General features: G+C 72.2%; 17 protein-coding genes and 1 riboswitch. Of the genes, 13 read left to right on the top strand and 4 right to left on the bottom strand.

Going from position 1 to position 17,286, the window contains the following annotated elements; translation table 11 throughout:
• The first annotated feature begins 3 nt into the window (after nt 1-3).
• Complete coding sequence (locus LXN57_RS31725; protein ID WP_251801859.1) at nt 4-582, top strand: hypothetical protein; 579 nt, start codon at nt 4-6, stop codon at nt 580-582.
• The gene (locus tag LXN57_RS31720) at nt 579-1,904 is read left to right on the top strand and encodes an AMP-binding protein (protein ID WP_251801858.1); all 1,326 of its coding nucleotides are present in this window, start codon (nt 579-581) and stop codon (nt 1,902-1,904) included. The genes LXN57_RS31725 and LXN57_RS31720 overlap by 4 nt, the downstream gene beginning before the upstream one ends.
• Before the next feature lie 40 nt (nt 1,905-1,944).
• Here LXN57_RS31720 and LXN57_RS31715 read toward each other — a convergent pair whose 3' ends face one another.
• Nucleotides 1,945-2,412, bottom strand: coding sequence for a C40 family peptidase (locus LXN57_RS31715; RefSeq protein WP_251801857.1), 468 nt, complete (start codon nt 2,410-2,412; stop codon nt 1,945-1,947).
• Nucleotides 2,413-2,436: 24 nt separating this feature from the next.
• Nucleotides 2,437-2,568: riboswitch (cyclic di-AMP (ydaO/yuaA leader) on the bottom strand.
• A gap of 364 nt (nt 2,569-2,932) precedes the next feature.
• Between LXN57_RS31715 and LXN57_RS31710 the strand changes: the two genes are divergently transcribed.
• The 8 genes from LXN57_RS31710 to LXN57_RS31675 are packed head-to-tail and all read left to right on the top strand — an operon-like array spanning nt 2,933 to nt 11,454.
• Nucleotides 2,933-3,808 (top strand): FAD binding domain-containing protein, encoded by an 876-nt coding sequence (locus LXN57_RS31710; protein ID WP_251801856.1) that lies wholly within the window; start codon nt 2,933-2,935, stop codon nt 3,806-3,808.
• 3 nt (nt 3,809-3,811) lie between these two features.
• Entirely contained in the window at nt 3,812-4,306 is a 495-nt protein-coding gene (locus LXN57_RS31705) for a (2Fe-2S)-binding protein (RefSeq protein WP_251801855.1), read from the top strand.
• Nucleotides 4,303-6,696, top strand: coding sequence for an aerobic carbon-monoxide dehydrogenase large subunit (locus tag LXN57_RS31700; protein WP_251801854.1), 2,394 nt, complete (start codon nt 4,303-4,305; stop codon nt 6,694-6,696). The genes LXN57_RS31705 and LXN57_RS31700 overlap by 4 nt, the downstream gene beginning before the upstream one ends.
• 7 nt (nt 6,697-6,703) lie before the next feature.
• On the top strand, nt 6,704-7,723 hold the full coding sequence (locus LXN57_RS31695) for an XdhC family protein (RefSeq protein WP_251801853.1): 1,020 nt from the start codon (nt 6,704-6,706) through the stop codon (nt 7,721-7,723).
• 3 nt (nt 7,724-7,726) lie between these two features.
• Complete coding sequence (locus LXN57_RS31690; RefSeq protein WP_251801852.1) at nt 7,727-8,299, top strand: nucleotidyltransferase family protein; 573 nt, start codon at nt 7,727-7,729, stop codon at nt 8,297-8,299.
• Entirely contained in the window at nt 8,296-9,156 is an 861-nt protein-coding gene (locus tag LXN57_RS31685; RefSeq protein WP_251801851.1) for an AAA family ATPase, read from the top strand. Before LXN57_RS31690 ends, LXN57_RS31685 begins: the two co-directional genes overlap by 4 nt.
• Complete coding sequence (locus tag LXN57_RS31680; RefSeq protein WP_251801850.1) at nt 9,153-10,199, top strand: SRPBCC domain-containing protein; 1,047 nt, start codon at nt 9,153-9,155, stop codon at nt 10,197-10,199. Before LXN57_RS31685 ends, LXN57_RS31680 begins: the two co-directional genes overlap by 4 nt.
• Entirely contained in the window at nt 10,186-11,454 is a 1,269-nt protein-coding gene (locus LXN57_RS31675) for a vWA domain-containing protein (protein WP_251801849.1), read from the top strand. Before LXN57_RS31680 ends, LXN57_RS31675 begins: the two co-directional genes overlap by 14 nt.
• A 21-nt stretch (nt 11,455-11,475) precedes the next feature.
• On the opposite strand, the gene LXN57_RS31670 is transcribed toward LXN57_RS31675, so the two are convergent.
• Nucleotides 11,476-12,057, bottom strand: a complete 582-nt coding sequence (locus tag LXN57_RS31670) for a TetR/AcrR family transcriptional regulator (protein ID WP_251801848.1) — start codon at nt 12,055-12,057, stop codon at nt 11,476-11,478.
• Nucleotides 12,058-12,109: 52 nt separating this feature from the next.
• Here LXN57_RS31670 and LXN57_RS31665 point away from each other — a divergent pair, with 52 nt between their 5' ends.
• Entirely contained in the window at nt 12,110-12,745 is a 636-nt protein-coding gene (locus tag LXN57_RS31665) for a CPBP family intramembrane glutamic endopeptidase (protein ID WP_251801847.1), read from the top strand.
• 5 nt (nt 12,746-12,750) lie between these two features.
• Here LXN57_RS31665 and LXN57_RS31660 read toward each other — a convergent pair whose 3' ends face one another.
• Entirely contained in the window at nt 12,751-13,707 is a 957-nt protein-coding gene (locus LXN57_RS31660; protein ID WP_251801897.1) for a LysR family transcriptional regulator, read from the bottom strand.
• A gap of 149 nt (nt 13,708-13,856) precedes the next feature.
• On the opposite strand from LXN57_RS31660, the gene LXN57_RS31655 reads away from it, so the two are divergent.
• Both LXN57_RS31655 and LXN57_RS31650 read left to right on the top strand, forming a co-directional pair.
• On the top strand, nt 13,857-14,504 hold the full coding sequence (locus tag LXN57_RS31655) for a GntR family transcriptional regulator (RefSeq protein WP_251801846.1): 648 nt from the start codon (nt 13,857-13,859) through the stop codon (nt 14,502-14,504).
• The gene (locus LXN57_RS31650; protein ID WP_251801845.1) at nt 14,494-15,510 is read left to right on the top strand and encodes a 1-aminocyclopropane-1-carboxylate deaminase; all 1,017 of its coding nucleotides are present in this window, start codon (nt 14,494-14,496) and stop codon (nt 15,508-15,510) included. Before LXN57_RS31655 ends, LXN57_RS31650 begins: the two co-directional genes overlap by 11 nt.
• Here LXN57_RS31650 and LXN57_RS31645 read toward each other — a convergent pair.
• Nucleotides 15,489-17,285 carry a sensor histidine kinase gene (locus LXN57_RS31645; RefSeq protein ID WP_251801844.1) on the bottom strand — a complete coding sequence of 599 codons (1,797 nt, stop codon included), beginning with the start codon at nt 17,283-17,285 and terminating at the stop codon, nt 15,489-15,491. The genes LXN57_RS31650 and LXN57_RS31645 overlap by 22 nt on opposite strands.
• Between the last annotated feature and the right edge of the window lies 1 nt (nt 17,286).

Here is a 17,286-nt window from a genome sequence, read left to right as displayed (position 1 = left end):
CGGATGGCTCCGCTGACGTTCGCCTGGATCGACCATCACTACGACCGGGAGAACGCGGGGCTGGGACGCAGCCGGTTCGCCGAGCACGTCTGGGTGCACGCCAAGGAGTTCGGCGACTGCTGGGGTGACATCTCGCCGGTCGGCTTCGCCTGTGTGGCGTGGAAGCTGGCCACCACGCCGCACCTTGATCCGGGCTTCGTGCGCCTGCATCGCCGCGTGCTGCGGGCCACCTGCCGGCGCAACACCTGGGACGGCTCGCTCACCGTCACCGCCGAGCTGGTCGCGCCGTGGCCGGCCGAGCTGACCGGTTCGCGGGCGTGGACGCAGGACCGGGGCTGGCGGGGGTGGCCCGAGACGTTCGGCCAGTTTCTCGCGCCCTCGGCCGAGGAGCTCAGCCGCGTCCCGCACCTGCGTTCCACCCTGACCGCCGAGGCGCCCCTGCCGCTGGCCGACCTTCCCCGGATCCCCGAGGACGCCGGTCCGGAGCTGCCCGACCTGGCCGAGCGCACGGTCACGGTGCTCGTCCGGGAGCTCAACGACCTGCTCGCCCCGCTCGTCACCCAGCTGGGGGAGGCCCGATGACGCGCCTGCTGGGCGCCCTGCACGACGACGCCGACCAGGCCGATGCCGTACGCGACCCGCAGTCGGCGCTCTCGCGGCACGAGCTGCTGGGACGAGCGTCCGCGCTGGCCGCCGAGATCACCGGCCGCCGCATGGTGGCCGTGCGGGCCACGCCCACCGTCGACACCGTCGTCGTGATCACCGCCGCGCTGCTGGCCGGCGTGCCCGTCGTACCCGTGCCGCCCGACGCCGGCGAGCTGGAGCGGGCCCACATCCTCGGCGACTCCGGGGCCGAGCTGATCGAGGCGCACGCCACCGGCGCCGATCACGGTGTTCCGGACGAGCCCGATCCCGACGCGCCCGCCCTGGTTCTCTACACCAGCGGCACGACCGGCCCGCCCAAGGGCGCCGTGATCTCGCGCCGCGCCCTCGCCGCCGACCTCGACGCCCTCGCGCAGGTCTGGCAGTGGACCGCCGGCGACACTCTCGTGCACGGCCTCCCGCTCTTCCACGTGCACGGCCTGGTGCTGGGGGTGCTCGGCCCGCTGCGGATTGGCTCCCGGCTGTCGCACACCGGCAGGCCCACACCCCAGGCGTACGCGGCCACGCCCGGCACGATGTACTTCGGCGTCCCCACCGTCTGGTCCCGGGTCTGCGCCGCCCCCACCGAGGCTCGCGCCCTGCGTTCGGCCCGCCTGCTCGTCTCCGGCAGCGCGCCCCTGCCCGCCCCGGTCTTCGACGAGCTCCGCACCCTGACCGGCCAGGCGCCGGTCGAGCGCTACGGCATGACCGAAACCCTGATCACGGTGAGCGCCCGGGCCGACGGCGAACGCCGCCCGGGGCAGGTCGGCCTCCCGATCCCCGGCGTCGAGACCCGCCTGGTCGGCGACGCCGGCGACCCCCTCGACGAGCCGGACACGATCGGCCACCTGCAGGTGCGCGGGGCCACCCTGTTCGACGGCTACCTGGGCCGGGAAAGACCCGAGGGGTGGTTCGTCACCGGCGACGTCGCGACGATCGGCGCCGACGGGTGGCACCGCATCGTCGGCCGCGCCTCGACCGACCTCATCAAGACCGGCGGCTACCGCGTCGGCGCCGGCGAGGTCGAGGACGCGCTGCTGCTGCACCCCAGCGTGCGGGAGGCGGCCGTCGTCGGCACACCCCACCCAGACCTCGGAGAGCAGATCACCGCGTACGTAGTCGCCGAAGGCGTCACCGAGCGTGCCCTGATCGCCTGGGTCGCCGACCGCCTGGCCGCCCACAAGCGCCCGCGGTCCGTGCGCCTGCTCGACGCCCTGCCGCGCAACGCTATGGGCAAGGTCCAGAAGGGAGCCCTGCGGTGAGCGTCACGTCCTACGAGAACGGCCTCTGACGGCCGGCCCGTCAGCCGGCGACGCGGGCGAAGCGGACCTGTTTCCAGTTCCAGATCTTGGCCAGCTTGACGCGGTCGCCGGGCTTGGGGGCGTGCCAGACCTGGCCGGCGCCCGCATAGACGGCCACGTGGTAGGCGCGGCTGCCCGAGACCCAGAAGACCAGGTCGCCCGGGCGGGCCGCCGCGCTGGTGATCCTGCGGGCGGCACGGTACTGGGCCTGCGCCGTGCGGGGCAGTTTCTTACCGGCCTTGGCGTACGCGAAACCGGCGAGCCCGGAACAGTCGAACGCGCTCGGTCCCTGAGCGCCGTACCTGTAGGGCTTGCCCCTCTGGGCCCGGGCGAAGGCGACGACCTTGAGCCCGCGGGCGGCGACGACCGCTGAGGCTGTTGGTGCTGCCGCGGCGGCCGCGGGGGAGACGAGCATGGTGGTGGCGATGACCGCCGCCGCGGCAACGAGCAGCAGGCGGCGCAGCGTCATGGGGAAAGACAAGACGATCCTCGGTCCTTCAACCGCCTGCGAGGTTAGCTGTCGGATTAGGCCTGAAGGCGGCCCGCCGCTCGCGCGACTTCACCCCGAGCCGGTCCGTGGACCGGCGATGTGGTTCCCCCGTTCCCGCCCGTGGAAGTTTCCTGTCGATGTCAGGTCGGGCCGCCCACAGGTGGGCGGGACTCGGCGTCCCGGGGCGGCACGGGATGACGATCGGCCGCGGTCGGCGATTCTGACCTTTTCGCAGCCGTCCCGGCGGCAACAGTTGTCACAGATCGGAATCCCCGTCCGAAGTCGTTCCGGACATCCGGTATCAGCAGGGAGTGACCGGCGCGATTTCCGGCGGGCCGATCGGTGAGCCTCGTCACCCAATTCGTGCTGATCGCCGACGATTCGGGGCCGGCCGAACACCCCCAGGCGATCACGCAGAGCAACCTAAGGCATCTCTTAGGTAGCTGTTGACATTGGATCGCGCTCAGGAAAGATGCTCGGCAATCGCAGGAGGTGCAGGGTGCAGGTGCCGGCTCCGTTCGAGTACGAGCGTGCCACCAGTGTGGACCAGGCCATCGGTCTGCTGGAACGTCTGGGCAGCTCAGCGCGTCTGGTCGCGGGCGGTCACAGCCTGCTGCCGATGATGAAGCTGCGGCTGGCGAACTTCGACTATCTGATCGACATCAATCCGTTGCACGCCGAGCTGGGCTACATCCGGTTCGCCGGCGACGAGGTACGCATAGGTGCTCTGACCCGTCACCGCGAGCTGCTCGAGTCCGACGAGCTGGCGGCCGCGTTCCCGATCTTCCGCGACGCCGAGCGCGTGATCGCCGACCCGATCGTCCGCAACCGCGGCACGCTGGGCGGCTCGCTGTGCCAGGCCGACCCGTCGGAAGACCTGTCGGCGGTGTGCACGACGCTCGACGCGAGCTGCGTCATCCGCGGGCCGGGCGGCTCGGAGCGGGTCGTGACGATGGAGGAGTTCCACGTCGGCCCGTACGAGACGGCGGTCGGCGACGACGAGATGCTGACCGAGATCCGGCTGCCGCTGCGGCCGGGTGGCGGCAGCGCGTACGAGAAGGTCGAGCGCCGCGCCGGCGACTGGGCCGTGGTCTCGGCCGGCGCCGCGGTGTGGCTGGCCGCCGACGGCACGATCGCCGACGCCCGGGTGGGGCTGGCGGCCGTCGGGCCCAACACCACCGGCATCCGGGAGGTCTCGGCCGCGCTGCGGGGCCGCGAGCCCGCCGAGGAACTGTACGAGCAGGCCGGCGCGATCGCGGCACGCAGCTGCGACCCGGCCACCGACCAGCGGGGCAGCGCCGACTACAAGCGCCACCTCGCCGACGAGTTGACCAGGCGGACGCTGCGCGCGGCCGTGGCCCGGGCGAGGAGCTGAATCATGCAGGTCACGATGACCGTCAACGACGTCGAGGTCACAGCTGAGATCGAGGGCCGGCTGCTGCTCGTGCACTTCCTGCGCGACACGCTGAGCCTGACCGGCACGCACTGGGGCTGCGACACGAGCAACTGCGGCACGTGCGTGGTCTGGCTCGACGGTGAACCCGTCAAGTCGTGCACCGTGCTCGCCGCCATGGCCGACGGGCACGCCGTCCGTACGGTCGAAGGCCTGGCCAAAGGGGCCGAGCTCGACCCGATCCAAGAGGGCTTCATGCAGTGCCACGGCCTGCAGTGCGGGTTCTGCACCCCGGGCATGATGATGACCTGCCGCGCCCTGCTCGACAAGAATCCCGACCCGACCGACGCCGAGATCCGCGAGGCCATCTCGGGCCAGATCTGCCGGTGCACGGGCTACTCCACGATCGTCCGGTCGGTGCGCTGGGCCTCCGTGCACGAGGCGGCCGAGGCGCAGAAGCAGGAGGCGGCGGCGCAATGACCACAGTCGAGGAACCGCGGACGTCGACGTTCGACGACAACGACCAGAAGCCGGTCGGCTTCGGTCGCATGCTGCGCAAGGAAGACCCGCGGCTGCTGCGCGGTCGCGGCCGCTTCACCGACGACGTGCAGCTGCCCGGCATGCTGCACCTCGCGATCCTGCGCTCGCCGTTCGCCCACGCTCGCGTGGTGAGCGTCGACACCAGCGCCGCCGAGGCCGCGCCGGGCGTCAAAGCCGTGGTCACCGGCGAGACCCTCAAGGGGCTGGGCCTGGCCTGGATGCCGACGCTCTCCAACGACGTGCAGGCCGTGCTGGCCACCGACAAGGTGCGCTTCCAGGGGCAGGAGGTCGCGTTCGTCGTCGCCGAGGGCCGGTACGCCGCCCGCGACGCGCTCGAACTGATCGACGTCGAGTACGAGGTGCTCGACCCGGTCATCGACGTGCGGCAGGCGCTCGCGCCGGACGCGCCGCTGATCCGCGACGACCTCGAGGGCAAGGCCGACAACCACTGCTTCGACTGGGAGACCGGCGACGCCGACGAGACCGAGGCCGTCTTCGCCCGGGCCGACGTCGTCGTCCAGCAGGACATCGTCTACCCGCGCGTGCACCCGGCCCCGATGGAGACCTGCGGCGCGGTCGCCGACTTCGACGCGGTCGAGGGCAAGCTCAAGCTGTGGTCGACCACCCAGGCCCCGCACGCGCACCGCACGCTCTACGCCATCGTGGCCGGCCTGCCCGAACACAAGATCCAGGTGATCGCGCCGGACATCGGCGGCGGCTTCGGCAACAAGGTGCCGATCTACCCCGGCTACGTCTGCGCGATCGTCGGCTCCATCGTCACCGGCAAGCCGGTGAAGTGGATGGAGGACCGCTCGGAAAACCTGATCAGCACCGGCTTCGCCCGCGACTACATCATGCGCGGCGAGATCGCGGCCACCCGCGACGGCAAGATCCTGGGCATCCGCACCAACGTGCTCGCCGACCACGGCGCGTTCAACGGCACGGCGGCGCCGGTGAAATACCCGGCCGGCTTCTTCGGCGTCTTCACCGGCAGCTACGACATCGAGGCCGCCTACTGCAAGATGACCGCCGTCTACACCAACAAGGCGCCGGGCGGCGTCGCGTACGCGTGCAGCTTCCGCATCACCGAGGCGGTCTACCTGGTCGAGCGCATCGTCGACTGCCTGGCCGCCGAGCTCGACATGGACCCGGCCGAGCTGCGCCTGAAGAACTTCATCCAGCCCGACCAGTTCCCGTACACGACGAAGACCGGCTGGGTCTACGACTCGGGCAACTACGAGCCCACGATGCGCCAGGCCATGGACATCGCCGGCTACGCCGACCTGCGCAAGGAACAGGAAGAGAAGCGGGCCCGCGGCGAGCTGATGGGCATCGGCATCTCGTTCTTCACCGAGGCCGTCGGGGCCGGGCCGCGCAAGAACATGGACATCCTGGGCCTGGGCATGGCCGACGGCTGCGAGCTCCGGGTGCATCCGACCGGGAAGGCGGTCGTACGGCTGTCGGTGAAGACGCAGGGGCAGGGCCACGAGACGACGTTCGCGCAGATCGTGGCGGAGGAGATCGGCATCCCGCCGGCCGACATCGAGGTCGTGCACGGGGACACCGACCAGACGCCGTTCGGCCTGGGCACGTACGGAAGCCGCTCGACCCCGGTCTCGGGCGCGGCCGCCGCCCTGGTCGCCCGCAAGGTGCGCGACAAGGCGCAGCTCATCGCCTCGGCGATGCTCGAGGTGACCGTGGCCGACCTGGACTGGGTGAAGGGCTCGTTCCAGGTCAAGGGCGACCCGGCCAAGGCGGTCACCATCCAGCAGATCGCGATGCGCGCCCACGGCGCCGGCGACCTGCCCGCGGGCGTCGAGGGCGGGCTCGAGGCCCAGATCTGCTACAACCCGTCCAACCTGACCTACCCGCACGGCGCGTACATCTGCGTCGTCGACATCGACCCCGGCACCGCGCAGGTCAAGGTGCGGCGCTTCATCGCCGTCGACGACTGCGGCACCCGGATCAACCCGATGATCATCGAGGGGCAGGTGCACGGCGGGCTCACCGACGGCGTCGGCATGGCCCTGATGGAGATGATCTCGTTCGATGAGGACGGCAACTGCCTCGGCGCCTCCCTCATGGACTACCTCATCCCGACCGCGCTCGAAGTGCCCGACTGGGAGACCGGCTACACGGTCACCCCGTCGCCGCACCACCCGATCGGGGCCAAGGGCGTGGGCGAATCGGCCACGGTGGGCTCACCGCCGGCCATCGTCAACGCCGTGGTCGACGCCCTCAAGCCGTACGGGGTGCGCCACGCCGACATGCCGCTCACACCGTCCCGGGTCTGGGACGCCATGCGCGGCCGCGCCACCCCGCCGATCTGAGGTGCTCATGTCATCTGTTGCTGAACGCGTCGCCGACCTGTCCCAGGCGCGCCGCCCGTTCGTGCACGCGACGGTCGTCCGCGCCCAGGAACCCACCTCGGCGCGGCCCGGCGACGACGCGGTGATCCTCGACGACGGCTCCATCGAGGGGTTCGTGGGCGGGGTGTGCGCCGAGAGCTCCGTACGGGCGGCTGCGCTCGACTCGCTGAAGGACGGCAACACAGTGCTGCTGCGCGTGCTGCCGGAAGACAACGCGGAGTTCCCGGAATCGCCGGGGGCGCTGGTCGTGGTCAACCCGTGCCACTCGGGCGGGGCGATCGAGATCTTTCTGCGGCCGGTGCTGCCCAAGCCCCTGCTCGGGGTGGTGGGCAGCACGCCGATCTCCCGCGCGGTCGGCGATCTGGCTTCGTATCTGGACTTCGAAGTCGCGTCGGCGGCCTCTTTCGAAGGGGCGACCGCAGTGGTGGTGGCCGGCCTTGGGCGGGACGAGGAGCGGGCGATCCGGTCGGCGCTGGACGCCGGGGTTCCGTACGTGGCGCTCGTGGCCAGCCACAGGCGGGGCGCAGTGGTTCTCGACGGCATGGGGCTGACACCGGATGAACGCTCGCGGGTGCGCCCGCACGCGGGGCTCGACATCGGGGCCCGTACGCCGAAGGAGATCGCGCTGTCCATCCTGGCCGAGGTGGTCCGCGAGATCCGGTTGTCCACACTTCCCGGTTATCCACAGGCCACCGACACGATCAAGCACGCCCCCGAGATAATGACCAGCGGGGGCTCCCCCAGGGAGGGTGGGCTCCGCGGGGCGGATGATCATGCTGCCGCCTTGCCTTCGACCGTTGTTGCCGCAGCGTCTTCGAGCCCCGGGCCGGCGGTGGTCTCGATCTCCGCGGGCCCGCCCCGGCAAGCCATCGACCCGGTCTGCGGCATGACCGTCTTCATCGACGACGACACTCCGCACGCTGTGGCCGACGGGCAGGACTACTGGTTCTGCCGGGTGGGGTGCCGCGACAGCTTCGTGGCGGGCTAGCCGATGGGGGTCACCGGGCTGGTGCTCGCGGCGGGCGGCTCCCTGCGGCTGGGGGAGGCCAAGCAACTGCTTCCCTACCGCGGCCGTACGCTGCTCGACGCCACCCTCGGCGTCGCGCGCTCCTGCGGCTTCGACCAGCTGCTCGTCACGCTGGGCGGGTCGGCGGCGCGGGTGCGCGAGCAGGTTGACCTCTCCGGCTGCACGGTGATCGAGAACCCTTCGTACTCGTCGGGGTGTGGATCTTCGGTTCGGACGGCGGTCTCGCACGCGAGCGGGTCGGCGCTGGTTCTGATGCTCGGCGATCAACCCGGAGTGCTCGCCTCGTCCGTCGCGTCGCTGCTGGCAGCGCCTGCACCCATCGCCGTCGCGCGTTATGACGACGGGCCCGGCCATCCGTTTCTGTTCCGCCGGGAGACGTTTCGCGACCTGGCGGAACTGCACGGCGACAAGGCGGTGTGGAAGCTGCTGCACTCCGGCGCGTACGCGGTGACCGAGGTGCCGGTGGCCGGGCCGGTGCCGATCGACGTGGACACGCGCGACGACTACGCGCGTCTGCTGGCCGGTGAGGCTCGGTGAGGGACGCGTCCGACGTACGGGCCCGGCTCGACGCCGTGGATTATCTCGTCGACGACGGTCTGGCCATGGCGGTGTTCCTCGCGTTGCGGCTGGGCAAGCCGCTGCTGCTCGAAGGGGAGCCGGGCGTCGGCAAGACCGCGGCCGCCAAGGCGCTCGCGCTCGCCCTGGAGACGCCGTTCATCCGGTTGCAGTGTTACGAGGGCCTGACCGCCGGGGAGGCCCTCTACGAGTGGAACTACCAGCGGCAGCTGCTCGCTATCAGGCTGGCCGAGGCCAGACAGGAGAAGCTGTCCGACGCCGACCTGTTCACCGCCGAGTTCCTGCAGGAAAGGCCCATTCTCCGAGCCGTACGCCATGCCGGGCCGACGCCGCCGGTGCTGCTCATCGACGAGATCGACCGGGCCGACGACGAGTTCGAGGCGTTGCTGTTCGAGTTCCTCGGCGAGGCCGCGATCACCGTGCCCGAACTGGGCACGTTCACCGCGCTGCGGCCGCCGGTCGTGGTGCTCACCTCCAACCGCAGCCGCGACCTGCACGACGCTCTGCGCCGCCGCTGCCTCTACCACTGGATCGAGTTCCCCGCCCCCGCCCGCGCCGCCGAGATCGTCCGGCGGTCCGTGCCCGGGGCCACGGAGCCGCTCATCCGCAGCGCCGCCGAGTTCATCGGGCGCGTACGCGGTCTCGAGCTCGACAAGGCGCCCGGCCTGGCCGAGACGATCGACTGGGTGTCGGCCCTGTCCGCGCTCGGCGTCACCGACCTGACCGACGCCGCGGTCATCGGCACCCTCGGCACGATCGCCAAGACCCCCGACGACCGGGCCGCCGTCGCTCTCGCCGTCCACCAGGAGACCCCATGAAGATCACCAACGAGTTCACCGTGCACACCCCCATCGACCGTGCCTGGCAGGCGCTGACCGACCTGCCCGGGATCGCTCCGTGCCTGCCCGGCGCCCAGCTGACCGGGGTCGACGGCGACGTCTACCGGGGCAAGGTCAAGGTGAAGGTGGGCCCGGTGATCTCCGACTTCGCCGGTACGGCCCAGTTCACCGAGAAGGACGACGAGAAGTACCGCGCGGTGATCGACGCCAAGGGCCGCGACTCCCGGGCCGGCGGCAACGCCGCGGCCCTGGTCACGGCGGCGCTGACCCCCGCCGGCGACAGCACGCTCGTCACCGTCGATACCGACCTGAAGATCAGCGGCAAGCTGGCCCAGTTCGGCAGCGGCATGATCAAGGAGATCTCGAACAAGCTGCTGGCCCAGTTCGTCGCCAACCTCGAAGCCAAACTGGCCGCCGACCAACCCACCGCTGACCAACCCACCGCCGACCAGCCCACAGCCGACCAACCCGCAGCCGACCAGCCCGCCGCCGCGCCCGCCCGGGCCGGGTCGACGAACGGGGTCGCCCCGGCCGCTCCGTCGCCCGCCACGGAGGCTCCCTCGGCCGCCGCGGTCGACACCGTCCCGGGAACGGCGGCGGTAGTGGCGCCCGGCGTGCCCGGGCAGCGGCCCAGCGCCGAGGCGCCCAGCCCCGAGACGCTCACCGCGAACCTCGTTCCGGCCGACCCGGGCGCGGCCGAGCCGGCCGGCCTCGCGGTCGCCGGCAGCGAGCCCTTGGCCGCCTCCACGACGACTCCAGCGACGACCACTCCGGCCTCGACGTCATCGTCGACCGCCGCTCCGGGCGGCTCGGCCGGCGCGACCACTTCGCCGGCCGTCGGCGCCGGAACCACTTCGCCGGCCGCGGCCGGGACTGCTTCGCAGGCCGTCGGCGGCGCGGAGCCCGAGGCGCTGGACCTGCTCGCCGTGGCCGGCAGCTCCGTCTACAAGCGGCTGATCCCGCTCGGCGTCGTCGTGGCCGTCATCATCGCCGTCATCGCGTGGCTCCTTGGCCGGCGCTGAGCTTCCCTCCGGCGCGGCGCCCCGGAACCCCGGCCCGGGAAGCCCGCCGCCGGCCCGGCCGGTGCTGCTTCGTGGCACCGACCGGGCCGCCCTCGCCGTGGCTCTGGTCGACCGCCTGCGCCGTGCCGGCCTGTCCACCGGCCTCACCGAGACCGGCGACTTCGTCCACGCGATCGAAGTGAGCCCGCCCCTCTCGGTGACCACGCTCTACTGGACGGCCCGGATCGCCCTGGTCCGCCGTCGGCCCGACCTGGCGGTCTTCGACGAGGTGTTCGCCGCGGTGTTCGCCGACGCCCCGCCCCTGCCCTTGACCCGCCAAGCCGGCAACACCCCCGCCCGGCGGGACGACGTACACGTCCCCGTGCCCGCCGACACCCAGCCGCCGGCCGACGGCGGCGGCCTACCGTGGGCGACCCTGCCCCCCGCGGTGGCCCCGGCCGACCCCACCGACGCGACGCTGCACACGCCCGAACGCCGCCCCAGCGCCCTGGCCGCCCTGGCCGAACTCCCCTTCGAGGACCTCGACGCCGCCCAGACCGAACTGCTGGGCGAGGCCCTGCGAGCCACCCTCACCCGCTGGCCCACCCGCCGCACCCGCCGCCACGCGGCCGACCCCGCCGGCCGCCGCATCGCCCTGCGCCCGACGATCGCCCGCGCCCGCCGCACCGCGTGGGAGCCGGTGGCGCTGGTCCGCGAACGTCCCGTCCGCCGCCCCCGCCGAGCCGTCCTGCTGTGCGACGTGAGCGAATCCATGCGCGCCCAGGCGACCGCCTACCTGCACCTGATGCGCGCGTTCACCCTGGTGGCCGACGCCGAGGTGTTCGCCTTCGCCACCACCCTGACTCGCCTCACCCCCACCCTGCGTCATGCCTCGGCCGCCGAAGCCATCGCCCGAGCCGGCGCCCTGGTGACCGACCGCTTCGGCGGCACGAAGATCGCGACCAACCTCGCCGCAGTCCTCGATTCCCACCACGGCAACACCCTGCGCGGCGCCCTGGTGATAGTCGCCTCCGACGGCTGGGACAGCGACCCACCGACCCGGATGGAAGCCGCCATGTCCCGCCTGCGCCGCCGAGCCCACCGCATCCTCTGGCTGAACCCCCGAGCGAGCGCCCCCGGCTTCGCCCCCACGGTCGCCGGCATGGCCGCAGCCCTCCCGTACTGCGATCGCCTGCTCCCCGCAGCCACGTTCCACGACCTCACCCGAGCCGCCCACCTGCTCCAGCACCTGAACACCCCCGCCCCACGCCGCTGACACACCCGGCTCAACGCCTGGTCAGGGTGGGGTGAGGAGGGCGCGGACGGCTTCGACCGCGTCGCCGGGCTGCGAGTCGGGGGTGGTGGCGTGCTGGGCGGCGCCGTCGAGGAGCCACTGGGTCCAGCGGGCCAGGTGTTCGGGGGAGGCGTCGGTTCTGATCTCGGCGCGGGCGGAGGCGTCGGCCAGGTGCCGGACGAGGAAGGCTCTGATCAGCGTGGACTCGTCGTCGAGCACCGCGGCGACCTCGGGCAGCAGTTCGACACCGGCGACGGCGTGGACGAAACCGCCGAAGTGCGGGTCGGCCATCTCGGTCTGCACGCCGCCCGCGTACGCGAGAACAGCGGCCAGACCGCTGCCGTCGCTCTCGATGCGGGAGAGCGCCTGACGTGTCTGTTGCAGCCCGGCGGTGAGCACGCCGACCAGCGCGTCGAGCTTCGTCGGAAAGTAGTGGAAGAACGTGCCCGACGAGATGCCGGCGCCACGACAGATCGACGCCGTGCTGGTGCGGTCGTAGCCCGAGGTCGCGAACTGACGATAGGCCTCGCTCAGGATGGCATCGCGCCGCTCGGTGTGACGCCGCTCGTCGACGATGCGACCCATGGTGGCTCCCTTTCCACTAGAGCACTGGCTCTAGAGCGGCTACTCTAGCAAAATGAGAGCCGCGGCCAGGACCCTCATCGGCCTGGTCCTGGCCTACCTTCCGATGTGGTTGCCCCCGCTGACGCGAGCGGCCGGCGTCGACGTCGGTGTCACCGGCCCCGCTTCCTCGATCCTCTGGAACGCCCTCGCGGTCGTCCTGCTCGTGGCCTACATCTTCGGGGTCGAGCGGCGGCGTCTGGATTCCATCCGCGTGGTGCGGCCCACCGGCAAGGATCTCGAGTGGGTGCTCATCCTCTTCGGCTGTCACATGGCCTGGGCCTGGCTGGCCCGCACCGTCTGGCCTCCGCCGGCCGACGGCGGAACCGCCACCATCGCTGCCATGCCCGTCCTCGCGGTGGTCGCCCTCGTCCTCTCGGCGGCAGTCTTCGAGGAGGTCCTCTACCGCGGCTATCCGATCGAGCGTCTCACCGAGCTGACCGGTCGCATCTGGCCGGCCCTGGCGATCACGGTCCCGCTGTTCGTGGCGCCGCACCTGGTCTTCTTCTCGCCGTCGTGGCTGCTCTACCAGGCCTCCGGGACGCTGGCGCTCTACGTCCTGTTCGTCTGGCGCCGCAACCTGATCGCCTGCATGCTGCTGCACCTGGCCGTCAATCTGCCCATCCTGATCCCCACCGTCGCCGGTCGCTGAAGGTCTCAGCTCCAGAGGGTCACGTGGACGGACGGGCGGAAGTGGCCGGCCTTGGCGCCGGCGCCGCGCATCATGGCCTGGATGGCTCGGGGGGTGGAGGCGAAGCGGCACAGCTCGGCGGCGGGGGAGGGGGCGCCCTGGTCGAGGCGGGTGAGGGCGTGCCAGCCGGCCTCGAGGACAGCGTGCGGGCTGGGCAGCTGGATCACGCTGCCGTTGCGGATGTCGGGGGCCACGGCGAACGACAGAGCGGGGGTCACTCCCTTGCCGCGCTTGGCTTCCTCGAGGGCGGCGGCGTTGCTCTGGTAGATGTGCTGGCGTTCCTCGGGGACGCCCAGCCGGGCCAGCAAGTCGGGGATGGCACCCGAGCCGGCGGTGGCCGACGGGCCCAGCAGCCACGTCTGGTCGCGCAGCTGGGCGGCCGACGGGCGCAGATGGACGATCGGGTTGCCGGGGCCGGCCACGACCACGACGCGGTAGTTCATGACCGGGCGGGCGGTGAGCGCGGGATCGAGCACCGCGGGCGGCGGGCCGATGGCGATGTCGATCGTGCGGCTCAGCAGCAGCGCCTCGAACGAGCCGGGGTCGCGGACGCTGAGTTCGAGATCGAGGTCGTCGGCGCGGGCGGCGAAGCGCTCGATCAGGCCGGGCGCCGCGTGCTCGGCGAACAGGCTCGAGGCGCCCACCCGCAGCAGGCGTCGGCCGCGACCGGCCGCGCTCACTTCGAGCACCGTGATGTCCTGCAGGCCGAGCAGTTCGGTCGCTCGGCTGGCCAGTCGCAGGCCGCCGGGAGTGAAGGCCAGCCCGGCCGCCGTACGGGAGAAGAGCTGGTCACCGAGCTCGCGCCGCAGCTGGCCGATGTGCAGCGAGATCGCGGACTCGGACACCGACAGGTGGGCCGCCGCCTGCTTGACCGAGCCCAGCCGGACGACGGCGGAGTAGGCGCGCAGCTGCGTCGGAGTCATCACCGGCGCTCACCCATGCTCGCCCCCAACGCCGTTCCGAGTTGTCTTCGCAATCTAGCGCGGCAACCTGGGCTCGGGCTGTCCCGAAGATCGCCGGAAATCAGAACCGGGCCTGGCTTTCGCAGCACCTGACATCTAACATTTCAGTTGTGGAACGGGTGCATCGCAGGCTGCTGCGCGAGACGGCGTACGAAGCGATTCGCGACGCCGTCGTGCGCGGCGACCTCGCACCGGGGGCAGCGGTGAACAGCGCCGAGCTGGCCGATCGGCTCGGCCTGTCCCGGGCCCCGGTGCGCGACGCCCTGGCCCGGCTGGCCGACGAGGGCCTGGTCGAGACGAAACCGCAGAGCTACACGCGGGTGACCCGGGTCGCGCCGAGCGAGGTGCGTGACGCCGCCGCGGTGGTGCGCGCGATGCACGAGCTGGCCGCGTCGGCGACGGTCGGCGCTCTCGGCGCGGATGAGATCGCGCGGATGCGAGCCGCCAACGAGCGCTTCGAGGCAGCCGCGCGCGCCGGTGACATCGACGCTGCCCTGGCGGCCGACGACGACCTGCACGGTGTGCTCGTCCGCGCCAGCGGCAACCGTGCCCTGGCCGCCACCATCGAGCGCTACACCCCGCTGATCCGCCGGCTCGAACGTCTCCAGTTCGGCCGCGACCACGCCCGCCGCTCCGTCGAGCGGCACGACGACCTGATCGCCGCCTGCGCTGCCGGCGATGCCGCGACGGCAACCGAGATGACCGGCCTCATCTGGCGGTCACTGGAACACCTGGGAGACGACGACCATGACCATTGACTTCGAGCGCTACCCGCTGCTGTTCGGCCCGTCCCCGGTGCACCGGCTCGACCGTCTCACGGCCCACCTGGGCGGCGCCGCCGTCTGGGCCAAGCGCGAGGACTGCAACTCCGGCATCGCGTACGGCGGCAACAAGACCCGCAAGCTCGAATACCTGGTCGCCGACGCTCTGGCCCAGGGCTGCGACACGCTCGTCTCGATCGGTGGCGTCCAGTCCAACCACACCCGTCAGGTCGCCGCGGTCGCCGCCCGGGCCGGGCTCAAGTGCGTGCTGGTGCAGGAGAGCTGGGTCGAGTGGCCCGACTCCGTCTACGACAAGGTCGGCAACATCCTGATCAGCCGCCTGGCCGGGGCCGAGGTGCGGCTGGTGCGCTCCGAGTTCGGCATCGGCTTCAAGGAGAGCTGGGAACAGGCACTGCGCGACATCGAGGCGTCCGGCGGCAAGCCCTACGCGATCCCGGCCGGCGCTTCCGACCACCGGCTCGGCGGGCTCGGCTTCGCCAATTGGGCGTACGAGGTGGAGGCGCAGGAGGCCGAGCTGGGCGTCTTCTTCGACACCGTCATCGTCTGCTCGGTCACCGGCAGCACCCAGGCCGGCATGATCGCCGGGTTCGCCGCCCTGCGCGACGCCGGCTCCCGGCCCCGCCGCGTGCTGGGCATCGACGCCAGCGCCAAGCCCGCCGAGACCCACGCCCAGGTCGCCCGGATCGCCCGCGGCACCGCGTCGCTGATCGGCCTGACCCGCGACCTGACCGACGACGAGATCCTGCTCGACGACCGCTACCACGCCGGCACCTACGGCATCCCCGACGAGACGACCCTGGACGCCATGCGGCTGGCCGCCCGCACCGAGGGCATGGTCACCGACCCGGTCTACGAGGGCAAGTCGATGGCGGCCCTGATCGACCTGGTCTCCCGGGCCGAGATCCCCCGCGACTCCACCGTGCTCTACGCCCACCTCGGCGGCCAGCCCGCCCTGAACGGCTACAGCGCCCTGTTCTCCTGACCGGGCAGCCGGAGCGTGAAGGTGGTGCCGGCACCGGGGGTGCTGTCGGCGGTGAGGGTGCCGCCGTGGGCCTCGGCTATCTTGCGGGCGATCGGGAGGCCCAGGCCGCTACCGCCGGTGGCCCGGCTGCGGGAGGTGTCGGCCCGCCAGAAACGGTCGAAGATCTTGGGTAGGTGATCGGGGCTGATGCCGACCCCGGTGTCTCGGACGGAGATGGTGGTGCCGTGGGCCTCGACGGTCACCGTGCCGCGTGGGGTGTAGCGGATCGCGTTGTTGACCAGGTTGCCCAGCAGTTGGCGCAGGCGCAGGGGATCGACGGTGAGCACCGGGTCGCCCTCGATCGCGGTCCGCAGTCGTACGCCGGCGTTGTCCGCGGCGGCCCGGTGTGCCTCGGCCACCTGGGCCAGCAGGTCGCGCACCGCCGTGGGCGCCGGGTGCACGCGCAGCGTGCCGGCGTCGGCCGCGGCCAGGTCGCTCAGGTCGTCGATGATGTGCTGCAGCTGCACCGCCTCCTCGTGCAGCAGGCCGAGCAACTGGGCGTCGGTCGGCGCCAGGTCGTCCTGGGCCGCCTCCAGCCAGCTGCGGATGTTCGTGAGTGGGGTACGCAGCTCGTGCGCCACGTCGCTGACCATCGCCCGGCGCTGGGTCTCGGCCCGGTCGCGGCGTTCGGCCGACTCGTTGAGGGCCCGGGCCAGCAACCCGATCTCGTCCTGCCGGCTTACCGGCGCCGGAGTGTGCCGGTCGGCCGCGACCGTGAGGGCGCGCAGCGGGCGGACCAGGCGCCGCCCGACCAGCACGGTCACCAGGATGGTGACCAGCAGCACGGCGCCCGTGGTGGCCACGATCCGGGTCGTGTTGGCGGGCGACAGGGTGAAGCGGGTCTGGTCGGCGCCGGCGCCGGGGTCGGTGACGAACAGCAGAGCGGGCGGGGCCACGTACTTCTTCAGCATGGCCCGCCGCGACTTGTCCACGCAGCCGCGGACGCGGGTGGCGTCACCCGTGGCGGGCGACTGGAACAGCGACTCGGCCGCGGTGATCCGCTCGTCCCTGGGTCCGCCGTCAAGCCCGGACTTTCCCAGCGCGGGCGTGAATTCTGGGGTGACGTACACCGTCAAGGCCGCCGGTAGCTCGAGGCACTTCGCGGTCGACCGTCCCAGCGTGCGCAGCGCCTCCGCCTCGCTCTTGGTCGTCAGATCGCGCAGCGAGGAGACGCAGCCGGCGGCGTCCGGGTCGGGGGTGGCGAGGGTGATCGACGGGCGGCCGTTCGGCAGCTGCTCGGTCGTCGCCTGGATGCGATACCGGCGGACGCACTGCACCGCGTCCTCGGCCGCCTTCTGCAGTATTGGCCGTTCGGCCGGCGGCACACGGAACGGCCCGGCCGCCCGGGCGTCGATGCGGTCGTCGCCCCCGACCAGGCCCACGTCCAGGTTGAGCGGGTCGACCAGAGCCGACGGCCGGGCCGTACGCAGGGAGGCCGCACCGCCCGAATCGGCGATCACCGTCCGGTCGGCCGTGGTCAGCGTGATCCGGCGGCCCAGCTTGGCCGCCCGCGCGTCGATCAGCCCGCCGGCCCCGGACCAGTCGGCGTGCGTGGCCGCGTAACCGACCAGCAGGTCGTAGACACCCTTCTCCTCGGTCAGCGACCGGCCCTGCTCCTGGGTGATCGCGCGGGTGGCAGTGCGGGCCGCGAGCCACGCGGTCGCCACGGTGGCCGCGATCGCGATCAGCACCGAGGTGACCAGCAGCCGGGTCACCAGGCTGTGCCTCAGCGGCACC

The sequence above is a fragment of the Paractinoplanes hotanensis genome, assembly GCF_023717965.1.
GTDB lineage: Bacteria > Actinomycetota > Actinomycetes > Mycobacteriales > Micromonosporaceae > Actinoplanes > Actinoplanes polyasparticus.
Note: the sequence above shows the minus strand (reverse complement) of the source record. Positions and strands in the feature narration are given on the sequence as shown.

Bases quoted from the DNA above. Each gene is read 5' to 3' on its own strand.
- LXN57_RS31705 (WP_251801855.1), top strand. From the start codon at position 3,812: ATGCAGGTCACGATGACCGTCAACGACGTCGAGGTCACAGCTGAGATC.
- LXN57_RS31680 (WP_251801850.1), top strand. From the start codon at position 9,153: ATGAAGATCACCAACGAGTTCACCGTGCACACCCCCATCGACCGTGCC.
- LXN57_RS31670 (WP_251801848.1), bottom strand. From the start codon at position 12,057: ATGGGTCGCATCGTCGACGAGCGGCGTCACACCGAGCGGCGCGATGCC.
- LXN57_RS31700 (WP_251801854.1), top strand. From the start codon at position 4,303: ATGACCACAGTCGAGGAACCGCGGACGTCGACGTTCGACGACAACGAC.
- LXN57_RS31715 (WP_251801857.1), bottom strand. From the start codon at position 2,412: ATGACGCTGCGCCGCCTGCTGCTCGTTGCCGCGGCGGCGGTCATCGCC.
- LXN57_RS31650 (WP_251801845.1), top strand. From the start codon at position 14,494: ATGACCATTGACTTCGAGCGCTACCCGCTGCTGTTCGGCCCGTCCCCG.
- LXN57_RS31720 (WP_251801858.1), top strand. From the start codon at position 579: ATGACGCGCCTGCTGGGCGCCCTGCACGACGACGCCGACCAGGCCGAT.
- LXN57_RS31695 (WP_251801853.1), top strand. From the start codon at position 6,704: ATGTCATCTGTTGCTGAACGCGTCGCCGACCTGTCCCAGGCGCGCCGC.
- LXN57_RS31665 (WP_251801847.1), top strand. From the start codon at position 12,110: ATGAGAGCCGCGGCCAGGACCCTCATCGGCCTGGTCCTGGCCTACCTT.
- LXN57_RS31690 (WP_251801852.1), top strand. From the start codon at position 7,727: ATGGGGGTCACCGGGCTGGTGCTCGCGGCGGGCGGCTCCCTGCGGCTG.
- LXN57_RS31725 (WP_251801859.1), top strand. From the start codon at position 4: ATGGCTCCGCTGACGTTCGCCTGGATCGACCATCACTACGACCGGGAG.
- LXN57_RS31660 (WP_251801897.1), bottom strand. From the start codon at position 13,707: ATGACTCCGACGCAGCTGCGCGCCTACTCCGCCGTCGTCCGGCTGGGC.